General features: G+C 38.1%; 12 protein-coding genes and 1 pseudogene. All 13 read right to left on the bottom strand.

All coding sequences use genetic code 11. From position 1 onward, the window contains the following. Positions 1-110: 110 nt before the first annotated feature. On the bottom strand, positions 111-2,024 hold the full coding sequence (locus tag IPM56_00545; protein QQS36473.1) for an iron hydrogenase small subunit: 1,914 nt from the start codon (positions 2,022-2,024) through the stop codon (positions 111-113). Then, a pseudogene (locus tag IPM56_00540) lies at positions 2,014-3,703 on the bottom strand (NAD(P)H-dependent oxidoreductase subunit E). Before IPM56_00540 ends, IPM56_00545 begins: the two are co-directional and overlap by 11 nt. Positions 3,704-3,708: 5 nt before the next feature. Beyond that, entirely contained in the window at positions 3,709-4,089 is a 381-nt protein-coding gene (locus IPM56_00535; GenBank protein QQS36472.1) for a response regulator, read from the bottom strand. A gap of 122 nt (positions 4,090-4,211) precedes the next feature. Beyond that, a complete protein-coding gene (locus tag IPM56_00530; GenBank protein QQS36471.1) occupies positions 4,212-7,844 on the bottom strand; it encodes a T9SS type A sorting domain-containing protein in 3,633 nt (1,210 codons plus the stop codon). Between the two features lie 59 nt (positions 7,845-7,903). Next, the gene (locus IPM56_00525) at positions 7,904-9,412 is read right to left on the bottom strand and encodes a response regulator (protein ID QQS36470.1); all 1,509 of its coding nucleotides are present in this window, start codon (positions 9,410-9,412) and stop codon (positions 7,904-7,906) included. A gap of 155 nt (positions 9,413-9,567) precedes the next feature. After that, positions 9,568-9,984, bottom strand: a complete 417-nt coding sequence (locus tag IPM56_00520; protein ID QQS36469.1) for a response regulator — start codon at positions 9,982-9,984, stop codon at positions 9,568-9,570. Between the two features lie 14 nt (positions 9,985-9,998). After that, positions 9,999-11,993 carry a 4Fe-4S dicluster domain-containing protein gene (locus IPM56_00515; GenBank protein QQS36468.1) on the bottom strand — a complete coding sequence of 665 codons (1,995 nt, stop codon included), beginning with the start codon at positions 11,991-11,993 and terminating at the stop codon, positions 9,999-10,001. A gap of 125 nt (positions 11,994-12,118) precedes the next feature. Next, entirely contained in the window at positions 12,119-13,846 is a 1,728-nt protein-coding gene (locus IPM56_00510; protein ID QQS36467.1) for an iron hydrogenase small subunit, read from the bottom strand. Between the two features lie 25 nt (positions 13,847-13,871). Continuing rightward, positions 13,872-15,857, bottom strand: coding sequence for an NADH-quinone oxidoreductase subunit NuoF (locus IPM56_00505; protein QQS36466.1), 1,986 nt, complete (start codon positions 15,855-15,857; stop codon positions 13,872-13,874). After that, entirely contained in the window at positions 15,854-16,342 is a 489-nt protein-coding gene (gene nuoE, locus IPM56_00500) for an NADH-quinone oxidoreductase subunit NuoE (GenBank protein QQS38193.1), read from the bottom strand. The genes IPM56_00505 and nuoE overlap by 4 nt, the downstream gene beginning before the upstream one ends. 245 nt (positions 16,343-16,587) lie before the next feature. Beyond that, complete coding sequence (locus IPM56_00495) at positions 16,588-18,039, bottom strand: hypothetical protein (protein ID QQS36465.1); 1,452 nt, start codon at positions 18,037-18,039, stop codon at positions 16,588-16,590. 82 nt (positions 18,040-18,121) lie between these two features. Then, positions 18,122-18,862, bottom strand: coding sequence for a hypothetical protein (locus IPM56_00490; protein QQS36464.1), 741 nt, complete (start codon positions 18,860-18,862; stop codon positions 18,122-18,124). 145 nt (positions 18,863-19,007) lie between these two features. Then, the gene (locus tag IPM56_00485) at positions 19,008-19,505 is read right to left on the bottom strand and encodes a 50S ribosome-binding GTPase (GenBank protein ID QQS36463.1); all 498 of its coding nucleotides are present in this window, start codon (positions 19,503-19,505) and stop codon (positions 19,008-19,010) included. Positions 19,506-19,578 lie beyond the last annotated feature (73 nt).

The following is a 19,578-nucleotide window of genomic DNA, read 5'->3' as shown; positions in this document are numbered from 1 at the left end:
TCACAATAATTTATGCTTATAGCGAAGCGCCTGTCCCAATTTGTTGTTTGTCAGGGATTAGAGTATTAAACAACAACCTAGGATATTGAGACAGACTCGCTTCAATTTTGTTATGCTATATACTTTCCTCTTTTTACATAATGAGTATGTAAAAGTTTGTGTGAAAGATGTCCGCAAGGACCTTCTTTCAGGAACTCGTTATATATCTCAACAACATGCCTGTTTTCATGAGATTTTCTAACGGGAAGTGAATTGTCCTCATCATAGATAGCTTTTGCTCTCTGCTTACGGATCTCCGGTGTTGTCGGAATAGGCTGTCCGCCGCCGCCAATACATCCGCCAGGGCAAGCCATAAATTCAATGAAGTGACATTCACTGAACTTACCGCCTGCTTTAATATCATCCATAACTTTTTTAGCATTAGCTGTTCCGTGAGCAACTGCAACTTTAAGAGTAGCGCCTTTGAGCCAGTTCCAATCTTTTACAAGATGTTTAATCAATTCAGGAACCGGACCAACTTCTGTGATTGGAAGTTCGGCATATTTAATACCTTCAAATCCGCGTAAAGGAATTATGTCGGCATTGGCAAATATGTTTTCAACTTTCTTTCCTGTTACGAATTCTACAACAGTTCTTAAAGCAGCTTCCATAACTCCGCCGGTTGCGCCGAAGATTAATCCCGCACCGGATGCTTCTCCAAACGGATCATCGAAATTGGCTTTCGGCATTTCAGGTAAATAGATGCCGGCTTCCTTAATCATCTGTGCAAGTTCACGTGTGGTTAAACCATAATCAACATCTTTGTATCCTGAGTCAATCATTTCCGGTCTGTTGCACTCAAACTTTTTAGCTGAACAAGGCATCAATGCAACTGATACTATGTCTTTCGGATCAATGCCTTTTTTCTGTGCATAAAAAGTTTTGATCAATGCACCAAACATTTGCTGCGGTGATTTTGCAGTACTTAGATTCGGAATATATTCAGGATAAAAATGTTCGAGGTACTTTACCCATCCCGGTGAACAAGATGTAAACTGTGGTAAGAATACAGGTTCTTTCTTTACAAGCGCATTGTATAATCTTATTATAAGTTCTGTTCCTTCCTCAAAGATTGTTAAGTCGGCAGTAAAGTTTGTATCGAATACAACATCAAAGCCGATACGTTTTAATGCCGTGTTCATTTCACCTGTAAGTGATGTTCCTGCTTCCATTCCGAACTCTTCGCAGATTGCCGCTCTTGGTGACGGAGCTGTTTGAATGACGACATGTTTTTTCGGATCGTCGATGGCAGCCCATATTTCATCACGCGGATCGTTAGCGCGTAAAGCACCGGTTGGACATCTGTTAATACATTGTCCGCAGTTGATGCATATAACTTCTGCAAGCGGTTTATCCCAGAATGTTCCGATGTGTGTGTTGTGTCCCCTGTCGATTGCTTCAAGCACGCCAACTTCCTGCAGATCAATACAGGTCCTTACGCAGCGTTTACAAAGAATACATTTATCCATATCACGAACAACTGAGTATGATGAGTTATCAACTTCATATCTTGGACTTGTTACATGACCAAAATTGTAATGATCAACGCCGTATTCTTTTGCAAGAGTCTGAAGTTCGCAATTGTTATTTCTGAAACACGAATAACATTCACCGTAATGTTCACTTAAAAGAAGATCAATAATATTTTTTCTTGCTCTTCTTACTTCATTTGTTGTAGTTCTGACTTTTATCGGCGCTGTTATAGGAAACGCGCACGATGCCTGTAGTGTTCTCATTCCTTCAACTTCAACAACGCAAACACGGCATACCCCGGCAACACAAAGATCTTCATGATGACAAAGTGTTGGTATATGTACCTGGTTTTGCCTGCAAGCTTCAAGTATGGTTGTGCCGAACGGAACTGTAACTTTCTTTTCATTTATCTCAATTGAAATTGAACCACCGATATGTTCCGGGTGTTCAGGCTTTTCAATAACATGCGGCTTCTGGCTTACTGGTGCTCTCATTGATTTTTTACCTTCCATTTTTTCCTCCGATACCGCTGTTAAAGATTTCATCTTTGAAGTTTTCAAGAATTGATATGAATGGGTTCGGACTTGATTGTCCCAATCCGCATTTTGAAGATAACTGCATTGTTCTTCCAAGGTCCTTCAGCTTATTTATGTAAGCAAAAGTAAACTGACCCTTTTCGATCATCTCAATGCCTTCGAGAAGTTTTGTATTTCCGATACGGCATGGAGTACATTGACCGCAGGATTCATCAACAAAAAATTCCATAAAGTTCTTTAGTACGTGAAGCATATTTCTGCTTTCGTTAAAGATCATTATTGAACCGCCTGTTGCAACATCTTCATAAGCAAGCGTTCTGTTGAATTGTGATTTTGGTACGCAGACTCCTGATGCGCCTCCAATTTGTACTGCCTTAGTATTTTTAGCTCCGACGAGTTGAAGCAGTTCACTTATCTTAGTTCCCCATGGTAATTCATATACACCTGGTTTTTCACAGTCACCGGAGACAGAAAATAATTTTGAGCCTGACGATTTATCTGTTCCGTGTTCACTGAACCACTTTCCGCCTTTCATTATGATGTGAGTAATTGCAGCAAGTGTTTCAACGTTATTAACTGAAGTAGGTTTACCGAGATAACCTGTGTTGATTGGATAAGGTGGTCTGTTGCGAGGTTCGCCGCGATGTCCTTCAAGCGATTCGATCAATGCGGTTTCTTCACCGCACACATAAGCGCCGGAACCAAGGAATACAGTGATGTCGAAATCAAATCCATCAACTCCGCAAATATTTTTGCCGAGCAGGTTATCCTGTCTCATTGATTCAAGATAATCTTCGAACGGCTTTAATAAATATTCGTATTCACCGCGCAGATAAATTATTCCCTGCTGCGCACCGATAGTATATCCGCCGATAACCATTCCGTCACAGATAAGTTCAGGATATTCAATAAGAAGAACTCTGTCTTTAAATGTACCGGGTTCACCTTCATCAGCGTTGCATACAAGAAATTTTTTATCCGATTTTGCAGCAGCAGTAAGCATCCATTTTGTTGATGTCGGAAATCCTGCGCCGCCTCTTCCTTTAAGTTTAGAATCTTTAAGTTCAAATAAGACGTCTTCACGCGACATCTTTAAAGCTTTTTTAATTGCATCCCCCCTTTTGTACTCAGAGAAGATTACAGGACCGGTTCTTTTAGTTTTTGTTAATTCCATATTCACCTCACTTAACCCTGTTTAAAAGTTCAACTGCTTTTTCGGGCGTCAGATTAGTGTAAACCTGATCATTGATCGCCATAGCCGGACCCATATCACACAAGCCGAGACAGTTTGCGTATTCAACTGTGAATTTATTATCCTTTGTTGTTTCGCCGATTTTAATTCCCAGTTCTCTTTCGATTGCTTTTATAACAGCGCCTTTACCTTGCATATCGCAGGAAATAGTCTGGCATACTCGAATGAGATTTCTTCCTTTCGGATTTGAATTCAGAAAAGCAAAGAATGATATAACGCTGAACACTTCAACAGGATGTATGTTAAGAAGTCTTGCAACTTCCTGCTGTGCAAATTCAGAAATGTGTCTGTGTTTATTCTGAATTTCATGAAGAATCATCAGCAGTGATGATCTGTCAGTGCCGTATTTATTTACGTAGCTCTCTATCTCTTCGGAGAGAGCATTTTTTTCTACAACAAGCATTCGCTCTACTCCTTTACGTGTATGTGTAAAAGTTTTTCAACTTTTTCGATTAGTGTTTCAGGCGAAATAGGTTTTTCAACAAAGTCATCAACGGGAACCATTTCACCGGCACCGAACTCAAGTCCCAGCGCTTTTGAAACAGATGTATACATAAGTATTGGTATGCTGATTTTTTCTCTGCGTAATTTCTGTGCGAGGAAAAATCCGTCATCCGGTTCATTCATCATCACATCAAGTATGATGATATCCGGAGATTGTTCTTTTATGATTTTATATCCGTCATCCGGGTTACTAGTGGTAACTACTTCATATCCCTTTGAAAGCAGAACCAAACTGCTGGCATCAAGGATATCCGGATCATCGTCTATTATTGCTACTTTAGCCATTGCGAACCCCATATTTATTATTGTTTTGTTATATGGATTTATTCTGTCTCTTAAACTTTTCTCTTATTCCTACCCGGAGATTACAAACATGCAGCTGCCTGTAATCTCCGTAGGCAAAGAAATTATTTCATCAGTACCATTTTTTTGATTGAACGTGTTTCATTTCCGGTGGCAACTTCTTTCGTCTGCATTGAATAGATATACATACCTGATGAAAGGTTCGATGCGTTCCATTCAACTTCAAAGTAACCCGGCTGTTCAACTTTGTTGACTAATGTTTCAACAAGTTCACCAAGAAGATTGTAAACTGAAATTGTAACATTGCTTTCAACCGGAAGCGCATATTTTATTGTTGTTGTCGGGTTGAAAGGATTCGGATAGTTCTGTACAAGTTCAAATCTATCAGGACCTGTCATATCAACTTCAACTTCAGGACTAAGGCTGAATGTTCCGTCAAAGTCAATTTGTTTCAGACGGTAAACATATTTTCCAGTACCTTTTATCTGATCACGGTAAGAATAATTAGTTGATTGCGTTGTAGTTCCTTTTCCGTCAACGAATGAAAGTGTTTGCCATGATCTTGATTCATTTCCGTTGTTAATGCTTCTCTGAACTTCAAAACCGCTGTTATTTTTTTCTGTGGCTGTCTGCCAGCTAAGTATTACTTCATCATAAACAGTTTTTACAGAAAAAGTTGAGAGTTCAACAGGGACATCATTTGTAACATTCATCACAACGGGTACGGTAACGGTTGGTTCATCCGGGTCGTTTGTTGTTATTACCATATCCATTGAATATAAACCAAGTTCTAGCTGATCATTCATAAAGTTCAGAATGATGGCGGCGTTATTTCCGTTATAGATCCTGCCGCTGATATTGTTTGCAGCAAGCCAGTCCGGTTCAGCAGCAAATTCAATTGCGTGATTATTCTTTAAGTAAGCAGCATCTCTAACAACCTGCAGACCATCAGTACCTAAGTCGTTTTCAATACCGACTGTACAACTATTTAAAGTTCCTGTAAGAGTCTGGTAATAGAATTGAACTTTTCCGTTTAAATTAAATACTGCCTGGAATGTAAGTGAACCTGTACCGCTGTACTTCTGCCAGTTAGTGAACTGAATGATAAATTTATTTCCATCCTGTTTGTAATGGACTGTTCCCTGTGTTCTTCCATCAAGATCATCCCAGAAAGGAGCGATGAATGAGTTGGGACTTGTTGCAGTTGGTATTGAAGTGTTAGAATACCAGTTAGCAGTTATTGGTTCAAACGCGAAGATACCGTTTGTATATACATAAATCTGTGTTTTAACATTACCGTAAAATTTAAAATTGAATCCAAGCGGGAATGGACCTGCAACACCGTCATCACGAGGATCGCTGGAACCAGTTGATACCCAGTTTGTAATCTGTGTGCCTGTTGCAACTATATCATTCCATACATAGTCCGGACCATTCGGATCATCACTGTCAATCCATTCATATCCGAATAGATCAGGACCGCCGCTTCCTTTAATACTGCTTCCTGCTTTATTGATTACAAAGTTTTTATCATCCGCAAAGGAACTCACTTTATCTTCGTTTATCGGTACGATGTACGCTCTCATATTTCCGGGGAAAGTATTATTTGTAAGTTCAACTGAATAATCCAGTGTAGAGTTGAATGAAGTTACGTTTGAAATTACAAGGCTATCCTGGCTATTCACATTCGGTAACAGCATGCAATAAACTGAATCTTTATCACAAGCAATATCCGGTGCCTGGTATGTAGCCATAAAAGGAACATTAGACATTGTGGATTTATTTCCCCACATATCTTCTGCTTTTATTGCAAAGTAATACTGAGTATTGAATACAAGTTCAGGAACTGTAAATACTTTTGGTGTACCGGCTGTATCTGCCTGTCCGCCGAAAAGTATCTGCGGTGCGTTATTGAATTCAATTTCGTTTGTAATATTTGATGTTGAGTAACGGATATCATAACGTGTAACACCGTTAAATGTAGAATCATACGGCGCTGTCCAGTTAAGTGTTAGATCATTTGAAGTTGGATTTACAACTGCAAGATCTGTTACCGGAAGCGGCGCGGTTGAGTCAGGCGGAATTTGTTTTACAGTTGCTAATGAAGGATCACCCATCAGGTTGTACATTTCAAAATATCTTTTGATTGTAGGAGTGAAACTTCCATAATGGTTATAGAGATAAACTTTTCCTTTATCGAACATAGGAGTGATCTTTGTCAGTTCATCTTCAAACATAGCCTTATAAAGCCGTCTTTCCAGAATATCATCTTCATCCCAGTAAGAATTTACAGATGAACCATAGAAAGCAGAACCACCGTTTGTGGTACGCAGCCATGTTTCACCAAAGCATTCACCAAGTGTATACGATCCTGTTACACATGCAAATGAATACACATACGGGAAAACTGTATTGGTTAATGCACGAACCTGGGTCTGGTTAAGAACCGGACCATCAGCCCAATAAGTTTCTGCACCGTGTCCGGAATAAATTGCGAATACCTGGTTATCATTTAACGCAGCAATCAGTTGTGCTGTTGTTGCACTATAAGTGTGTGAGTATAATTTAAGATTAGTATATCCTGCGGGAGTAAAATATGTATCAATTACAAAATTGTGAGTGCCTTCTGTTATACTCCAGTTATCCTCCGAAGACATATAAACATTTTTCTTAGCAAGCGTTCCGATATAGTTTTCCATATATATCGTTTTATTTATAGCATTCTGAAGTTCGGATGCACTTGTTACTGAAAATCTTCCAAGGAAAGCATCTGCAAAATAATCTCCTCCTTCAAGCTGAGCGTAGTTCAAATCTGTTTTTGGATTTCCTTCACCGCCGCCTGTCCATGCCGGGATCTTATCAACATCGCCAACAAGCAGAATGTAATCAGGTTTTGTTGATGGAACATCATAACGGTTTTGTATAAAAGTTTTAATTGCGGTAGTAGTAGTTCCTGTTACAGTAGTTGTAAACAGGTCAACATTATATCCCGATGAATTTTTATGATTAACGAATGATGCCAGCCCGGCTTCAAATTCAGGCGCGGTGATAATCAGATACTTATTGACCAATCTTACATTGGTATTTTCATACGCAACAAATATCGATGACAGGAATGAGTTCATTGATTCTGAAATCTGTCCGTTCACACTTACATTTCCGTCAAAACTGATTACAAAATTACCTTCATCTATAACTGTCAGTTTATTTTCAACCGGGTTATAGCTGAAAGGCTGCAATGTTACAGTAACACCTTTAACGCCTCCGATAACAAATGGTTCTGAAATTTTTATAAAAGGAAGTGCGCTTCCCCTGCTGTTGTAATAATCACGATTAATTGTAAATGGTCTTTCACTAACCGGATTAACTTTTTCCCACGGCTGCTGGAACGGATAAACTTTTCCGTTTACAGGCTGTTCAAACTGATGCGTTGTTAACCCCTTGTATCCCACACCTGACTGACTATAAGGTACGGGAATATTGAATGACACTATCGGAAGTTCAGGGAGTCCGAATTCTGAAGTTGTACCGTAATCGCCGACCCTCAATCTGAAGAAATCTTCTCCCTCTACAGAAAGGTTTTGATAATCAAATTGCGGCAGTCTGAAGTTTATAACATAGCTGCTGCCGGACTTTGTAACCGTTACACCTTCGGGTGAATTGTTAGCAAGTGACATTTCCGCAAACGGAAAGAAGCTCATCAATAGAGCAATTGCAAGTAAGAAATTTCTTATCATTTCTCCCTTTCGAATATATGTTGATGATTCATGAATTATGTTTTGTTTAACCTTAAATATCAAACTGATTTTATATCAGTGTTATTTTCATTCTTCAATGGAAGAAATACTCTGAACATGGTTCCAACATTGAACTCACTTTCCACTTCAATCTTACCTGCATACGAATCAACTATTCTTTTAACTATTGATAAACCTAATCCTGTCCCGCTTATCTCTCTTGTGTTTTCATTCTTTGCTCTGAAAAATTCCTGGAACAATCTGTTCTTTTCATCAGGCTTTAATCCTATTCCGTTATCTTTTATTTCTGTAATGATATATGGCTTGTTGTAATGAATATTAATCTCGATCAACCCTTTAACCTTATTGTACTTAATTGCATTGCTGATAAGATTTGTAAACAGCCTTGTGATTTCATCAAGATCAGCATTTAGCAGCGGAAGGTTCTCATCATAATTGAATAACACATTCACTTCACGTTTTTCTGCTTCAAACTGGAAAAGTTCGATGACGGACTTAATTGTCTCAGCAAGGTTAACAGATATGATCTCACGTTTTGCGGTTTTCATTTCCATTCGTGAAATATCAAGCAGGTCGTTTACCATTTTAAGCAGGTTATCAAGACGTATTTGCGAACGCTTTATAAAATTCTTTTCCTGTTCCTGTGAAAGTTTTATTGAATCATCAACAAGCAGCTTTAAGTAGCCATATACAGCGGCGACCGGAGCTTTTAGTTCATGACTAACCATCGAAACGAATTGTGATTTTAAAAACTCAAGCTTCTTCATTTCGGTGATGTTCTTCATTACAACAACAACACCGGCGAGAGATCCGTCAGGATGAGGAACAGGCGAGCTTGTAGCTTCAACAAAAAGTTCACGGTTTGGTTTTATTTCGATCTGGCTGGAGTAGGATTTATTTTCGTAAATGCCTGCGTCTAAAAATTTATTTATCAGCGAAGAAATTTCTGAAGGAAGTTTGTCAATAATTTTTTCTTCAATCGCTATTGAAGGAAGATTAAGATAATTAAGTGCGCTCGGATTATATAAGACTGCTTCACCATTTTTATTTACAACAAGAAGTCCATCTGTAATTGAATTGATGATGGTGTTAAGCCGGGTTTTTTCAAACGCGACTTCAAGCAGCCGTTCTTCACGTTCACGTTTCCATTTTTCTGATTCAACAAGAACAAGTCTGCGGTTGTATCCATCCTTCAATTGTTGTAAAAGTTCTTCGGGTGTAAATGGTTTTGGTATGTAACTGTAAGCCCCGAGTTTGGTTGACTCAATCGCAGTTTCGTAAGAGGCATATGCAGTCGCTATGTAGCATACGGTATTTGGATGCACTTCCCTGATCTTTTTCAGTACCTGTGTACCTTCAATGTCAGGCATCTTTAAATCTATTATTGCAAGGTCAAATTCTGTTGTTGTTCCTGCTTCAATTCCTTCAGTACCGTTTTCAGCAGCAACAACAAAATAGCCCTCACTTTCCAAAAGTCTTTTTGTTCCGAGCCTCAGACCTTTTTCGTCATCGACAATAAGAACTTTTGGTTTGTTGTTCGTTTCCATTTTAATAATGAAACCGGATCAAGCCAATCCCTGGTAGCCGCAACCTTCAGGTTGCGCAAGTGCCGCAGTAATATTCCATTTGCATGTAGAGCCGCTGCATCCGCGCAGGCTAAAGCCTGCGGCTACCAAATTTAAATCCGGGTTCACCCCTTATTTTAATGAACTTCTGTTAGAGTAAAATATTTTTCTAACTTCTGAACAAGATCGTCGATCACAACAGGTTTGTTAATGATCTCGTCGCATCTTATCCATTCTTTTTCTTCAGCGGTTGCTGAACTGAATTTGAATCCCGTAACAAGTGTTGCTGAGGTAAGCACGAACACGGGAATTGTTTTTCCGGATTCGTCCTTTTTAATTTTATAACTCAGAATAAAACCCGAATCATGTTCTTCCATTATTAGATCAAGTACGCATGCATCCGGTTTTTCTTTTTTGAATACTTCCCAGCCGTCTTTACTGTTATCAGCGGTTATTACTTTATATCCTTTTGATTCGAGTAAGAATTTATGTTGTTCAAGCAGATCGATATCATCGTCCACTAATAATATTCTTTTTGATTTTGTGTTATCCATTTTGGTTCTCTTTTCTAATTCACATTTATAGTCTGTGCGTCGAGTTTTACCGGCAGCTTAATTTTAAAAGTAGTTCCATTCCCGACTTCACTCTGGAAAGTAATATGTCCCCTGTGCATTTTTACAATTCCGTAAGAAATGGGAAGACCTAATCCTGTTCCTTTTCCAATTTTTTTTGTCGTGAAGAAAGGTGTAAAAAGTTTGCTGTAATTTTCTTTGGCAACACCGCAGCCTGTATCGCTTATCTGAACTACGAAGTATTCATCTTCGTATAACATTTTTATATCCAGATTTTTCTTTTCTGTTTCTTCCATTGATTCACAGGCATTGTTGATGATGTTAAGAAATACCTGTTTCAATTGATCTTCATCACCTTCAATTATAAAATCACGTGATGATCTTTCAAGGTTAAGATGAATTCCTTTATGAACCGGATTTGCTCTTACAGTTTTGAGAATATCGGCAAACAGTTGCACCATATTTACTTTTGATATTTTCAATTTACCCTGCCGGGCAAAGTTCAGAAGGTTCGAAACAATGTTCTTGCACCTGTTGGCTTCATCAACTATTAATTCAAGGTCTTCAACTTTCTGCTGATGTTCTGGATCTTTATCAAGATCTCTTCTCAGCATTGAAGAATAAAGAAGAATTGTTCCAAGAGGATTATTTATTTCATGCGCAACACCTGCGGCAAGCTGTCCTATCGATGCAAGTTTTTCCGCAGTTCGCAGTTGTTCCTGTGTAGTACTTAGATTGTTATACGCTTTATTCAATTCATCAATTAAAAACGGAAGACACATTTCAGTCTCTGCCAAACCTTTTGCAATAGCAACAGCATACTCGCGACACGTAGCGTAACCACACGCTCCGCAGTTTAATTCATCTGTGGGTTTTGTTTTATTTGTCTGTCCCAGTATTTCCTTGATCCTGTCTTCAGTTGGAAAAGGTTTCCTCTGATTTTTTATGGAGAAGTCTCTTTTAAGATCAAGGTTCCTGCTGTTATAAATATTGCTCTTCCAGACTTGTTTATCTGTCGAATGAATTTTTTGCTCAATGTACTTAATAACTTTTTCACGGCGTGAATAGTAATTGAGATTGCTGTCAATTGCGGGACCACTAATACAACCTTCACAGAAAAGTATATCAACAAACTTTGCGTTGATGTGATTGTTTGATATCTCGTCAATGATTTCAAGAACTTTGTTCTTTCCTTCAACAACAATAATTTCTTTTTCTAATATGTCGTCGGAAATTCCTGCAGTCTTTAATAATCCTCCGGCAAGCGGGTATGATTTTCCCATATAAGCATGCGGCGGATCAAAATCACTGTCTTCAAGTTGTTCGGGAATTATTCCGTTTATCGCGAACAATTCTTTCAATTCCGAAAATGTTATTACTGCATCGATTGTTCCGAGAATTTCATCCTGAACTGCTTCACTTTTTTTTGCGATGCACGGACCAACAAAAACTATTCTTCTATCCTCACCAAGATTTTCTTTAAGGTACTTACCTATCGCAACCATTGGTGAAACAACTTTTGCAAGACTTGGAACAAGCTCCCCGAAATATTTTTCTATATAACCGACAACAGCAGGGCATGATGAACTAATAACAGTTTTACCATTACTCTTCTGAATTTCGTCAAGATAACTGTTGCTTATCAGGTCAGCTCCGAATGCTGTTTCCACAACCATATCAAAGCCGAGTTTTTTTAATGCGGTCGGAATCTTGAAATATGAATCAGGAAAAGAAGCGGCAAATGACGGTGCTACAATTGCAATGCTGTTACCCGAAGGAAGAATTTCAGTGAATACTTTACTCATATCACTATGAATTCTTTTTGCTTCCTGTGAACAGACCTTAACACAATGTCCGCATGCAATACATCTTTCTACCACAACGGCAGCCTGGCCATTCACAACCTGGATTGCTTTTGCAGGGCACTCCCTTATGCATGAGTAACATCTCTTGCATCTGTCGAGTATTGTGCTGACTATTCCGCTGTTCATATAGTTATCTGATTATATCTATGCCTTATTGTGTCATTTCGACGGCGGAGCCTGAGAAATCTTCTTTAAAGACTAAAAGATTTCTCAGTCAAGGACTCCTTCGAAATGACTTCACAGTATTCAAATTAATTCTTCAAAACATTTTTTCTGTCAAAATATTCTGTGTGTAAAATCTCATGAGCTATATGTGAATTCGGTTCAATAAAAAATTCTTTATACAGAGCTTTTACTGATTCGTTTTCATGAGACTTACGTGTTTTCATATTTGTATCGATCTGGTAGAGAGCTTTGATTCTCTTCATAACCTTTTCAGGTTTTTGATGTATCGGCTGACCGCCGCCGTTGATACATCCGCCGGGGCAAGCCATAACTTCAATGAAATGATATTTGCTTGTACCGTTCTGTACATCATCAAGAACCTGTTTAACATTTCCAATTCCGTTTACGACTGCAATGTTTACCACAGTTCCTTCAATGTTTATGGATGCTTCTTTAATTCCGTCAAGTCCGCGTATTTCTTCAAACTCAAGTTTCTCTAATTCTTTACCTGATATTTTGAAGTACGCTGTTCTCAGTGCAGCTTCCATAACACCGCCGCTTGTACCAAATATTGCAGCAGCGCCGGTTGATTCACCAAGCGGGTTATCAAAATTATCATGAGGAAGATCATTAAAATCTAAACCTGCTATCTTAAAGAATCTTACAAGTTCTCTTGTTGTGATAACTGCATCAACATCTTTCATTGTTTCTTCACTAAGCTCGCCCCTGTTTGATTCATACTTCTTAACCGTGCAAGGCATAATTGAAACAACATAAATGTCTTCAGGTTTTATTCCCATCTTCTTAGCATAATAAGTTTTTAGAACTGCGCCCTCCATTTCGTGCGGTGATTTACACGATGATATATGATCTAATACTTCAGGTCTGTTCTGTTCAACATATTTAATCCAGCCAGGGCAGCAGCTTGTGAACATCGGCAGAGTTCCACCGCTTTTTATCCTGCTTATTAATTCGGATGCTTCTTCCATTATTGTAAGATCAGCACCGAAGTTTGTATCGAAAACTTTTTTGAAACCGAGTCTTCTTAAACCAGTTACGAGCTGCCCTGTTACATCTGTACCAAGCGGAATATTGAACTCTTCGCCAAGTGTTGCTCTTACTGCGGGCGCAACCTGAACGATTGTATATCTGTTTTTATTATTGAGTGCATTTGAAACTTCTTTCAATGTACTCTTTTCTCTCAAAGCTGCAGTAGGACAGACAAGAATACATTGACCGCAAAGAATACAATCACTGATATTCAAACCTTTGTTGTATGGGGTTGTAACGTGACTTGCAAATCCACGGTTTGTAAAATCTATCGCACCTATTTTCTGAACTTCGTGACAAACGCGTACGCATCTTCCGCAAAGAATACATTTTGCCGGATCTCTTTCCATCGACGCGCTTGATGCATCTATTTCATGACATTTTGTTTCGCCGACAAATCTGTGTTCTCTTAATCCATACTGTTCTGTAAGGTCCTGAAGTTCACAGTTTTTGTTTCTTACACATATCAGGCAATCCTGCGGATGATTTTCAACAAGAAGTTCTACAATAGTTTTTCTTGCTTTACGAACCCTTGTTGAATTTGTTTCCACAACCATTCCGTTGTAAACAGGATATGCACACGATGGAATTAATCCTCTTTGTCCTTCAACTTCAACAGAACAAATTCTGCATGCACCCGTTGGTGCAAGGTCTTTAAGATGACATAAAGTGGGGATGGTTATTCCTACTGATTTGGCAGCGTCAAGGATTGTCATTCCTTCTTCTGCATTTACTTTTATATTATTTATTGTTAGCTGTACCATTATTTTCTCCAATAGAAGTCAGACTTCAATTAACATTTATAGCTTCGAACCTGCACGAATCAACACACATACCGCAACGGATACATTTATCATCAACTATGTAGTGTGCCTGACCTTTTTCACCAACGATTGCATCACTTGAACATTTACGGATGCAAACTCCGCAGCCTGTGCAGACGCTGTTATCGATTGTGAACGTTAACAGTTCTTTACAAACACCTGAATGACATTTACGTTCGAATAAATGTTCTTCATATTCATCTTTGAAATATCTTAATCCTGATAAAACCGGATTTGGTGCCGACTGACCAAGTCCGCAAAGCGATGTATCTCTTATGACATCAGCTAATCTTTGCAGATGAACTATTCCTTTAAATCTTTGAAGCTGATCTGTTTTTATTTTTGTGTTCTTATAGCTTGTTGGTATCCGTTCAATTATTTCAAGCATTCGCTTTGTACCTTCACGGCATGGAACGCATTTACCGCACGATTCCTGCTGAATGAATGTCAGAAAATATTTTGCAACATCAACCATACAGGTATCTTCATCCATAACAACAAATCCGCCGGAACCCATCATTGCGCCGACTTGTTTTAAGGATTCATAATCAACAGGTGTTGTTATAACGCTTTCAGGTAAACATCCGCCTGACGGTCCGCCTATCTGAACAGCTTTAAATTGTTTGTTGTTTGGAATTCCTCCGCCGATATCAAACACAACATCTTCGAGCGTAATTCCCATCGGTACTTCAACAAGACCTGTGTTTTTAATATTGCCGCTGAGTGCAAATACTTTTGTGCCTTTACTTGTTGCTGTTCCGATTGATGAAAATTTTTCCGAGCCCATGTTGATGATGGCAGTTACGTTAGCAAATGTTTCAACATTATTGATCACTGTTGGTTTACCATAAAGTCCTGCATCTGTCGGGTATGGCGGACGCGGTTTCGGCATTCCTCTTCTGCCTTCAATTGAACCGATAAGAGCAGTCTCTTCACCGCAGACAAATGCGCCTGCACCTTTTTTAATTTTAATATCAAAGCTGAAACTGCTGTTGAGTATGTTATCACCAAGCAGCCCGTATCTTCTGCATTGTTCAATTGTGTTTTGTAATCTTGAAATTGCAAGTGGATATTCCGCGCGGCAATAAATGTAACCGAATGTTGCGCCCATTGCATAAGCCGCAACGATCATTCCTTCAACAATTCTGAATGGATCACTTTCAAGAACCGAACGATCCATAAATGCGCCAGGGTCACCTTCATCCGCATTACATATCAAATATTTTTTATCTGATTTTTGTTTGAATGCAAGCTCCCATTTTTTTCCTGTTGGGAATCCGCCGCCGCCGCGACCTCTTAATCCGCTTGCAAGAACTTCTTTGATAACTTCTTCAGGTTTCATTAAGCGAAGAACTTTATCAAGAGCTTTAAATCCGCCATAAACGATGTATGTATCGATTGAAGCGGGATTTATTACCCCGCAATGTTCAAGTACAATTTTATGCTGGCTTCTGAAAAAAGGAATATCATTTAATGATGGAATCTCTGAAGTTCCTTTTCCATGTGAACCAAGAAGTTTCTCTCTGAATATTTCTTTATCAATAAGAGTTTTTTGAATAAGCTTTGGAACTAACTTAGGTGTGATTTCACAATATGAAATCCTGTCGAGTCCCGGCAGCTTTATATCGACTATAACTTCCTTAGCGCAAAAGCCTATGCAGCCCGTTGCTTCAATTTGTGCTGTAATGTTCAGCTTTTCTAATTCAGCTTTAATTGCTTCTTCAACTTTTTGTGCGCCGGATGCAAGTCCGCAAGTTCCCATTCCGATAAAGATCACCGGGACTTCATGTTCCTGGTATGTTAATCTTCTGTTCAGGGATTTTATTTTATCTTCACATTCTTTATGATGATGGCACAACGCACCTTCCGTTGAACATCTTACAAAAAGATCACAAGGTGTTTCCGGACTGTGCCAGCATTCACTACAGCATTTTTCTATAAAGGTGTTCATGCTAATTTCACCTCCGGAACTACTTCTGTTTGTTTAGCCGGTTTGTTAAACTTTTTAAGAATAGCAGGAACATCTTTCGCAGAAATCCTTCCGAAGTATTCTTCATTAACAGTTATAACAGGTGCAATACTACAGGCTCCTATGCAGTTCACAACTTCAATTGTAAATTTTTTATCTCTTGTGGTTTCGCCCGCTTTTATTTTAAGTGCTGTTTCAAGTGCAAATAAAATATTAGCAGAACTTTTAACGTGACAAGCTGTTCCGCGGCAAACTTTAATTACGTTTTCGCCAAGCGGAGTTAATCTGAATTGGTTATAAAAAGTCGCTACTCCGTAAACACGGCTTAGCGGTATATCTAAAAAGTCTGATATTTCTTGTAAAGCAAGTTCAGGTAAGTAACCGTAGATATTCTGAACATCCTGCAGTAAAGGAATCAATCCGCTTTTCTCTTTAGGTTCGTAGTTTTTGAATATTTCCGAATGCATTTTTTCCTCGTTCATAAATACATTGCGGATTACACATTTTAAGTGCCATTGAGGCAGTAAAAAATGTTTACTCTAAATGAATTAAAGTGATTTTTTTTTTAGGAATGATGTTTTTTTCTTAATAGTAAGAAGGAGTATTCCCAATCTTTGTGTTAATTGCTATTTGCTAAATATTAACAACTGCCGTGCATTGCGTGGAATTTCACAACACATTTATCAATTGCGGGAATTGATAAGGAAACACTTTATTCAGTTTCTTTTTCATTCAACGGAAGAGAAAAGAAAAATGCGGATCCTTTTCCTAAATGACTGGTGACCCAAATTTTTCCGTTATGTTCTTCAACCATTTTTTTTGCAATCCACAAACCTAAACCGGAACTGTGTTCCAGACCTGTTGGCTGCGAACTTAACGTCGCGCCTTTTTGAAATATTTTTGTAAGATCTGCCTGTGATAATCCAACACCGTTATCAACTACTTCAACAACAACTGAATTATCTTTTATAAAAGATTTTATCTCTACCTGTGTTTCCGGCGGTGCAAACTTAATCGCATTATTAAGCAGGTTGTCAATCACTTCTTCGATCTTTGACTCATTCAGTTTTATTTCAGGTAGATTTTGTGTCGCTTTATTTATCAGCATCACTTTTTTTGTGCGGGCGTAAGACAAGTTTTGATTATATGTTTTTTCAATTAATTTTTTAATTGAAGTCTTAGTGAACTTAAGTGTGATATCCGGTTTGTCTTTTGCAATAACGAGACAGATTTGTTGAGTCAGTTTAACTATATCTTCGGAGGAAGCGACAAGCGATGTCATTATTTCCTGTTGTTCAGTCGCGTTCAAGTCGTAGGAATTTAAAAGATCGATATAACTTTTTATAGCCGATGCGGGATTCTTAATATCATGAACGGCGATTGCGAATAATTCTTCTTTTTGTGACTGAAGCAATTCAAGCTGACGTTTACTTTCTGCGAATTTTTCTTTCTGTTCAAGAAGAGTAAGATTTGCGGATTCAAGGTCTTTAACATTTGATTCAAGTTCCTTAACCTTTTCCTTAAGAAAAGTATTTTCTTCATTCAACTGTGTGTTTATTTCTTTGAGTGATCTTAAACTGTCCTCAAGTTTTTTATCTGATATGTATTCAGTTTTTTTGTCAGTCACTTCTTTGACTACTTTAACGGGACGGTTAATCAATAAGTATGAAACTATAACGGCAAGTATAAGACAGATACCGCCAAGTAAATAAATAAGAAATGTATTATCAGCAACTGCTGGCATTTGAGTTGTCTGCCCGACGTTTGAAGTATGTCTTACATTAAATTTCAGGATATAAGCGTTCGATTCCCATCCTTCCAGATCATAAGCCTGTATACGTACTATTTGATTTCCTTCTGAAAAATTACTTAAGGAAATATCACCTGCTGTTATTCTTTTTTCAGGTTCAACTTTAATCCCGTTCAGAAAAATCTTATAGAAAATTTCTTTCCCTGTAATACCTTCATAAGAATAATCTATAGTTAGTTTATCGCTGGTTGTAAGATTAAGATCCTGCCATTCACTTTCCGGAACAACCTGATCATTCACCAATACAGCATTAAGTTTTATCTGTTGGAGATTATCATTTTGTGATAGAGAGGGATTAAAAAACAGGGACACTACCCAAACAGCGGCAAGTAATCGAAAACTGTTAAGATTCATTTTTTTCATTCGATAAAAGGATTAATAAAAATAATTATCCATGTTATTATCGAATGTATTTACTATTTATTTACTGTCCGCTTTAATTATTTTTAAACCAGAAAACCCACGAATAATCAGTAAAAGAGTAAGTGCCGCTCATTATATTGTTCGTGTTCCAATTATCCACCCTTAAGATACCCCGGTGCAGAGTATCCGTAACTTCGTTTCCACCCATATAATCCCTAATGGTTTGAGCAGAGAATAAAAACTGCGGAAGCTGTTCATCCTCATTAGACAGGAATGCTATAGTTTTAGTGATTGAACATTCATCACCGCAAAGTCCGGAAATATTGAAGAACGAAGTGTCTCCGTTTTTATAATAGTCCCAGGTATGAGTCGAATCCCACGAAGTGAATTTTGAATCAAATTCCGTGATCCGTTCACCATTATTCCAGCCAATACATAATGAATCCGCGCAATCCGGAATAACATTTATAGAGTCACTGTAAATGGCTGTGTCAGCGGTTCCCGAATAGACGAATTTAAGTTTACCGCTTGCGCCATTGAAGGGGATGAAAACCGAAACGACAGAATCAGATTCCTCACGATGATAAACATAAATACCGTTAAGCTGCACAAAATGAAGATCAGCCCCGGATAAATTATTCACACTGACCAGTATTTTTTCTCCGGGATGAATTGAATTATGACTCAGACTATTTATGTGTAAAGATGAATCAGGTGTGTGCGGCGGAGGATTTACGATTAGGGAATCTTTTTCATTTGAACAACTGAAAATCAATACTAATAGTAAAAAGCCAAGTGCAAATAATGGTTTCATAAATTGCCCAAATATTAGTTGAACCATAATTAATTATTTTTATTCTATGATGAGTGTAGATTTATCCTTAAAAAAAATCAAGCAATAATTTTTTCTTAATTATTCAATTATAAAATGTTGCCGACCGGCAAGGATCAGCAATTTATCAGGGAAGCATTCGTATGAGTTTTGCTTTCAGCGCTTCAATGCCCACATTTTCTTTACAGGATATTTCGAAGTGAACAAGTCTCAATGATTTTATTTCCGTAAGGAGTTCTGAATTAACTCCATACTCAATTTTATTAACTGCGGCTAAATGTGGAATAGATAATTTTCTCAGAAGATTAATAAGTTGTTTTTCTTCTTCTGTGATACGCTCCGTGCCGTCAAGTACAATTATAAGGAAATCTGAAGCGGCAAGAGATTTTATCTGCCTGATATTTTCTTCATCTTTAAATTCATACAGATCTTCGATATCAATACTGTCAAGTATTACATCAATATCATAAGGGTCAAGTCTTATTACGCCGGGTAGTTTTGCTTCTCCATTTATTAAATCAGAATCTGCTTGCCCGCTGAATTGTTTTATCAAGGCAGCTTTGCCGGCTTTCTTTCTTCCGACAAATACAAGTCGTTTTACCGCAATCCCCTGAAGTTTTTCCATACGTGTACCAAGTTATTCAATTCATCTGAAGCTTTAAGACAAATATTGTTCCATCAAATGAACAGTTTCAGCG

Source organism: Ignavibacteriales bacterium, from assembly GCA_016700155.1.
In the GTDB taxonomy this organism is placed as follows: Bacteria; Bacteroidota; Ignavibacteria; order Ignavibacteriales; family Ignavibacteriaceae.
Note: the sequence above shows the minus strand (reverse complement) of the source record. Positions and strands in the feature narration are given on the sequence as shown.

Coding starts and splice junctions, on each gene's coding strand:
- IPM56_00545 (QQS36473.1), bottom strand. CDS start 2,024: ATGGAAGGTAAAAAATCAATGAGAGCACCAGTAAGCCAGAAGCCGCAT.
- IPM56_00535 (QQS36472.1), bottom strand. CDS start 4,089: ATGGCTAAAGTAGCAATAATAGACGATGATCCGGATATCCTTGATGCC.
- IPM56_00530 (QQS36471.1), bottom strand. CDS start 7,844: ATGATAAGAAATTTCTTACTTGCAATTGCTCTATTGATGAGCTTCTTT.
- IPM56_00525 (QQS36470.1), bottom strand. CDS start 9,412: ATGGAAACGAACAACAAACCAAAAGTTCTTATTGTCGATGACGAAAAA.
- IPM56_00520 (QQS36469.1), bottom strand. CDS start 9,984: ATGGATAACACAAAATCAAAAAGAATATTATTAGTGGACGATGATATC.
- IPM56_00515 (QQS36468.1), bottom strand. CDS start 11,993: ATGAACAGCGGAATAGTCAGCACAATACTCGACAGATGCAAGAGATGT.
- IPM56_00510 (QQS36467.1), bottom strand. CDS start 13,846: ATGGTACAGCTAACAATAAATAATATAAAAGTAAATGCAGAAGAAGGA.
- IPM56_00505 (QQS36466.1), bottom strand. CDS start 15,857: ATGAACACCTTTATAGAAAAATGCTGTAGTGAATGCTGGCACAGTCCG.
- nuoE (QQS38193.1), bottom strand. CDS start 16,342: ATGCATTCGGAAATATTCAAAAACTACGAACCTAAAGAGAAAAGCGGA.
- IPM56_00495 (QQS36465.1), bottom strand. CDS start 18,039: ATGAATCTTAACAGTTTTCGATTACTTGCCGCTGTTTGGGTAGTGTCC.
- IPM56_00490 (QQS36464.1), bottom strand. CDS start 18,862: ATGAAACCATTATTTGCACTTGGCTTTTTACTATTAGTATTGATTTTC.
- IPM56_00485 (QQS36463.1), bottom strand. CDS start 19,505: ATGGAAAAACTTCAGGGGATTGCGGTAAAACGACTTGTATTTGTCGGA.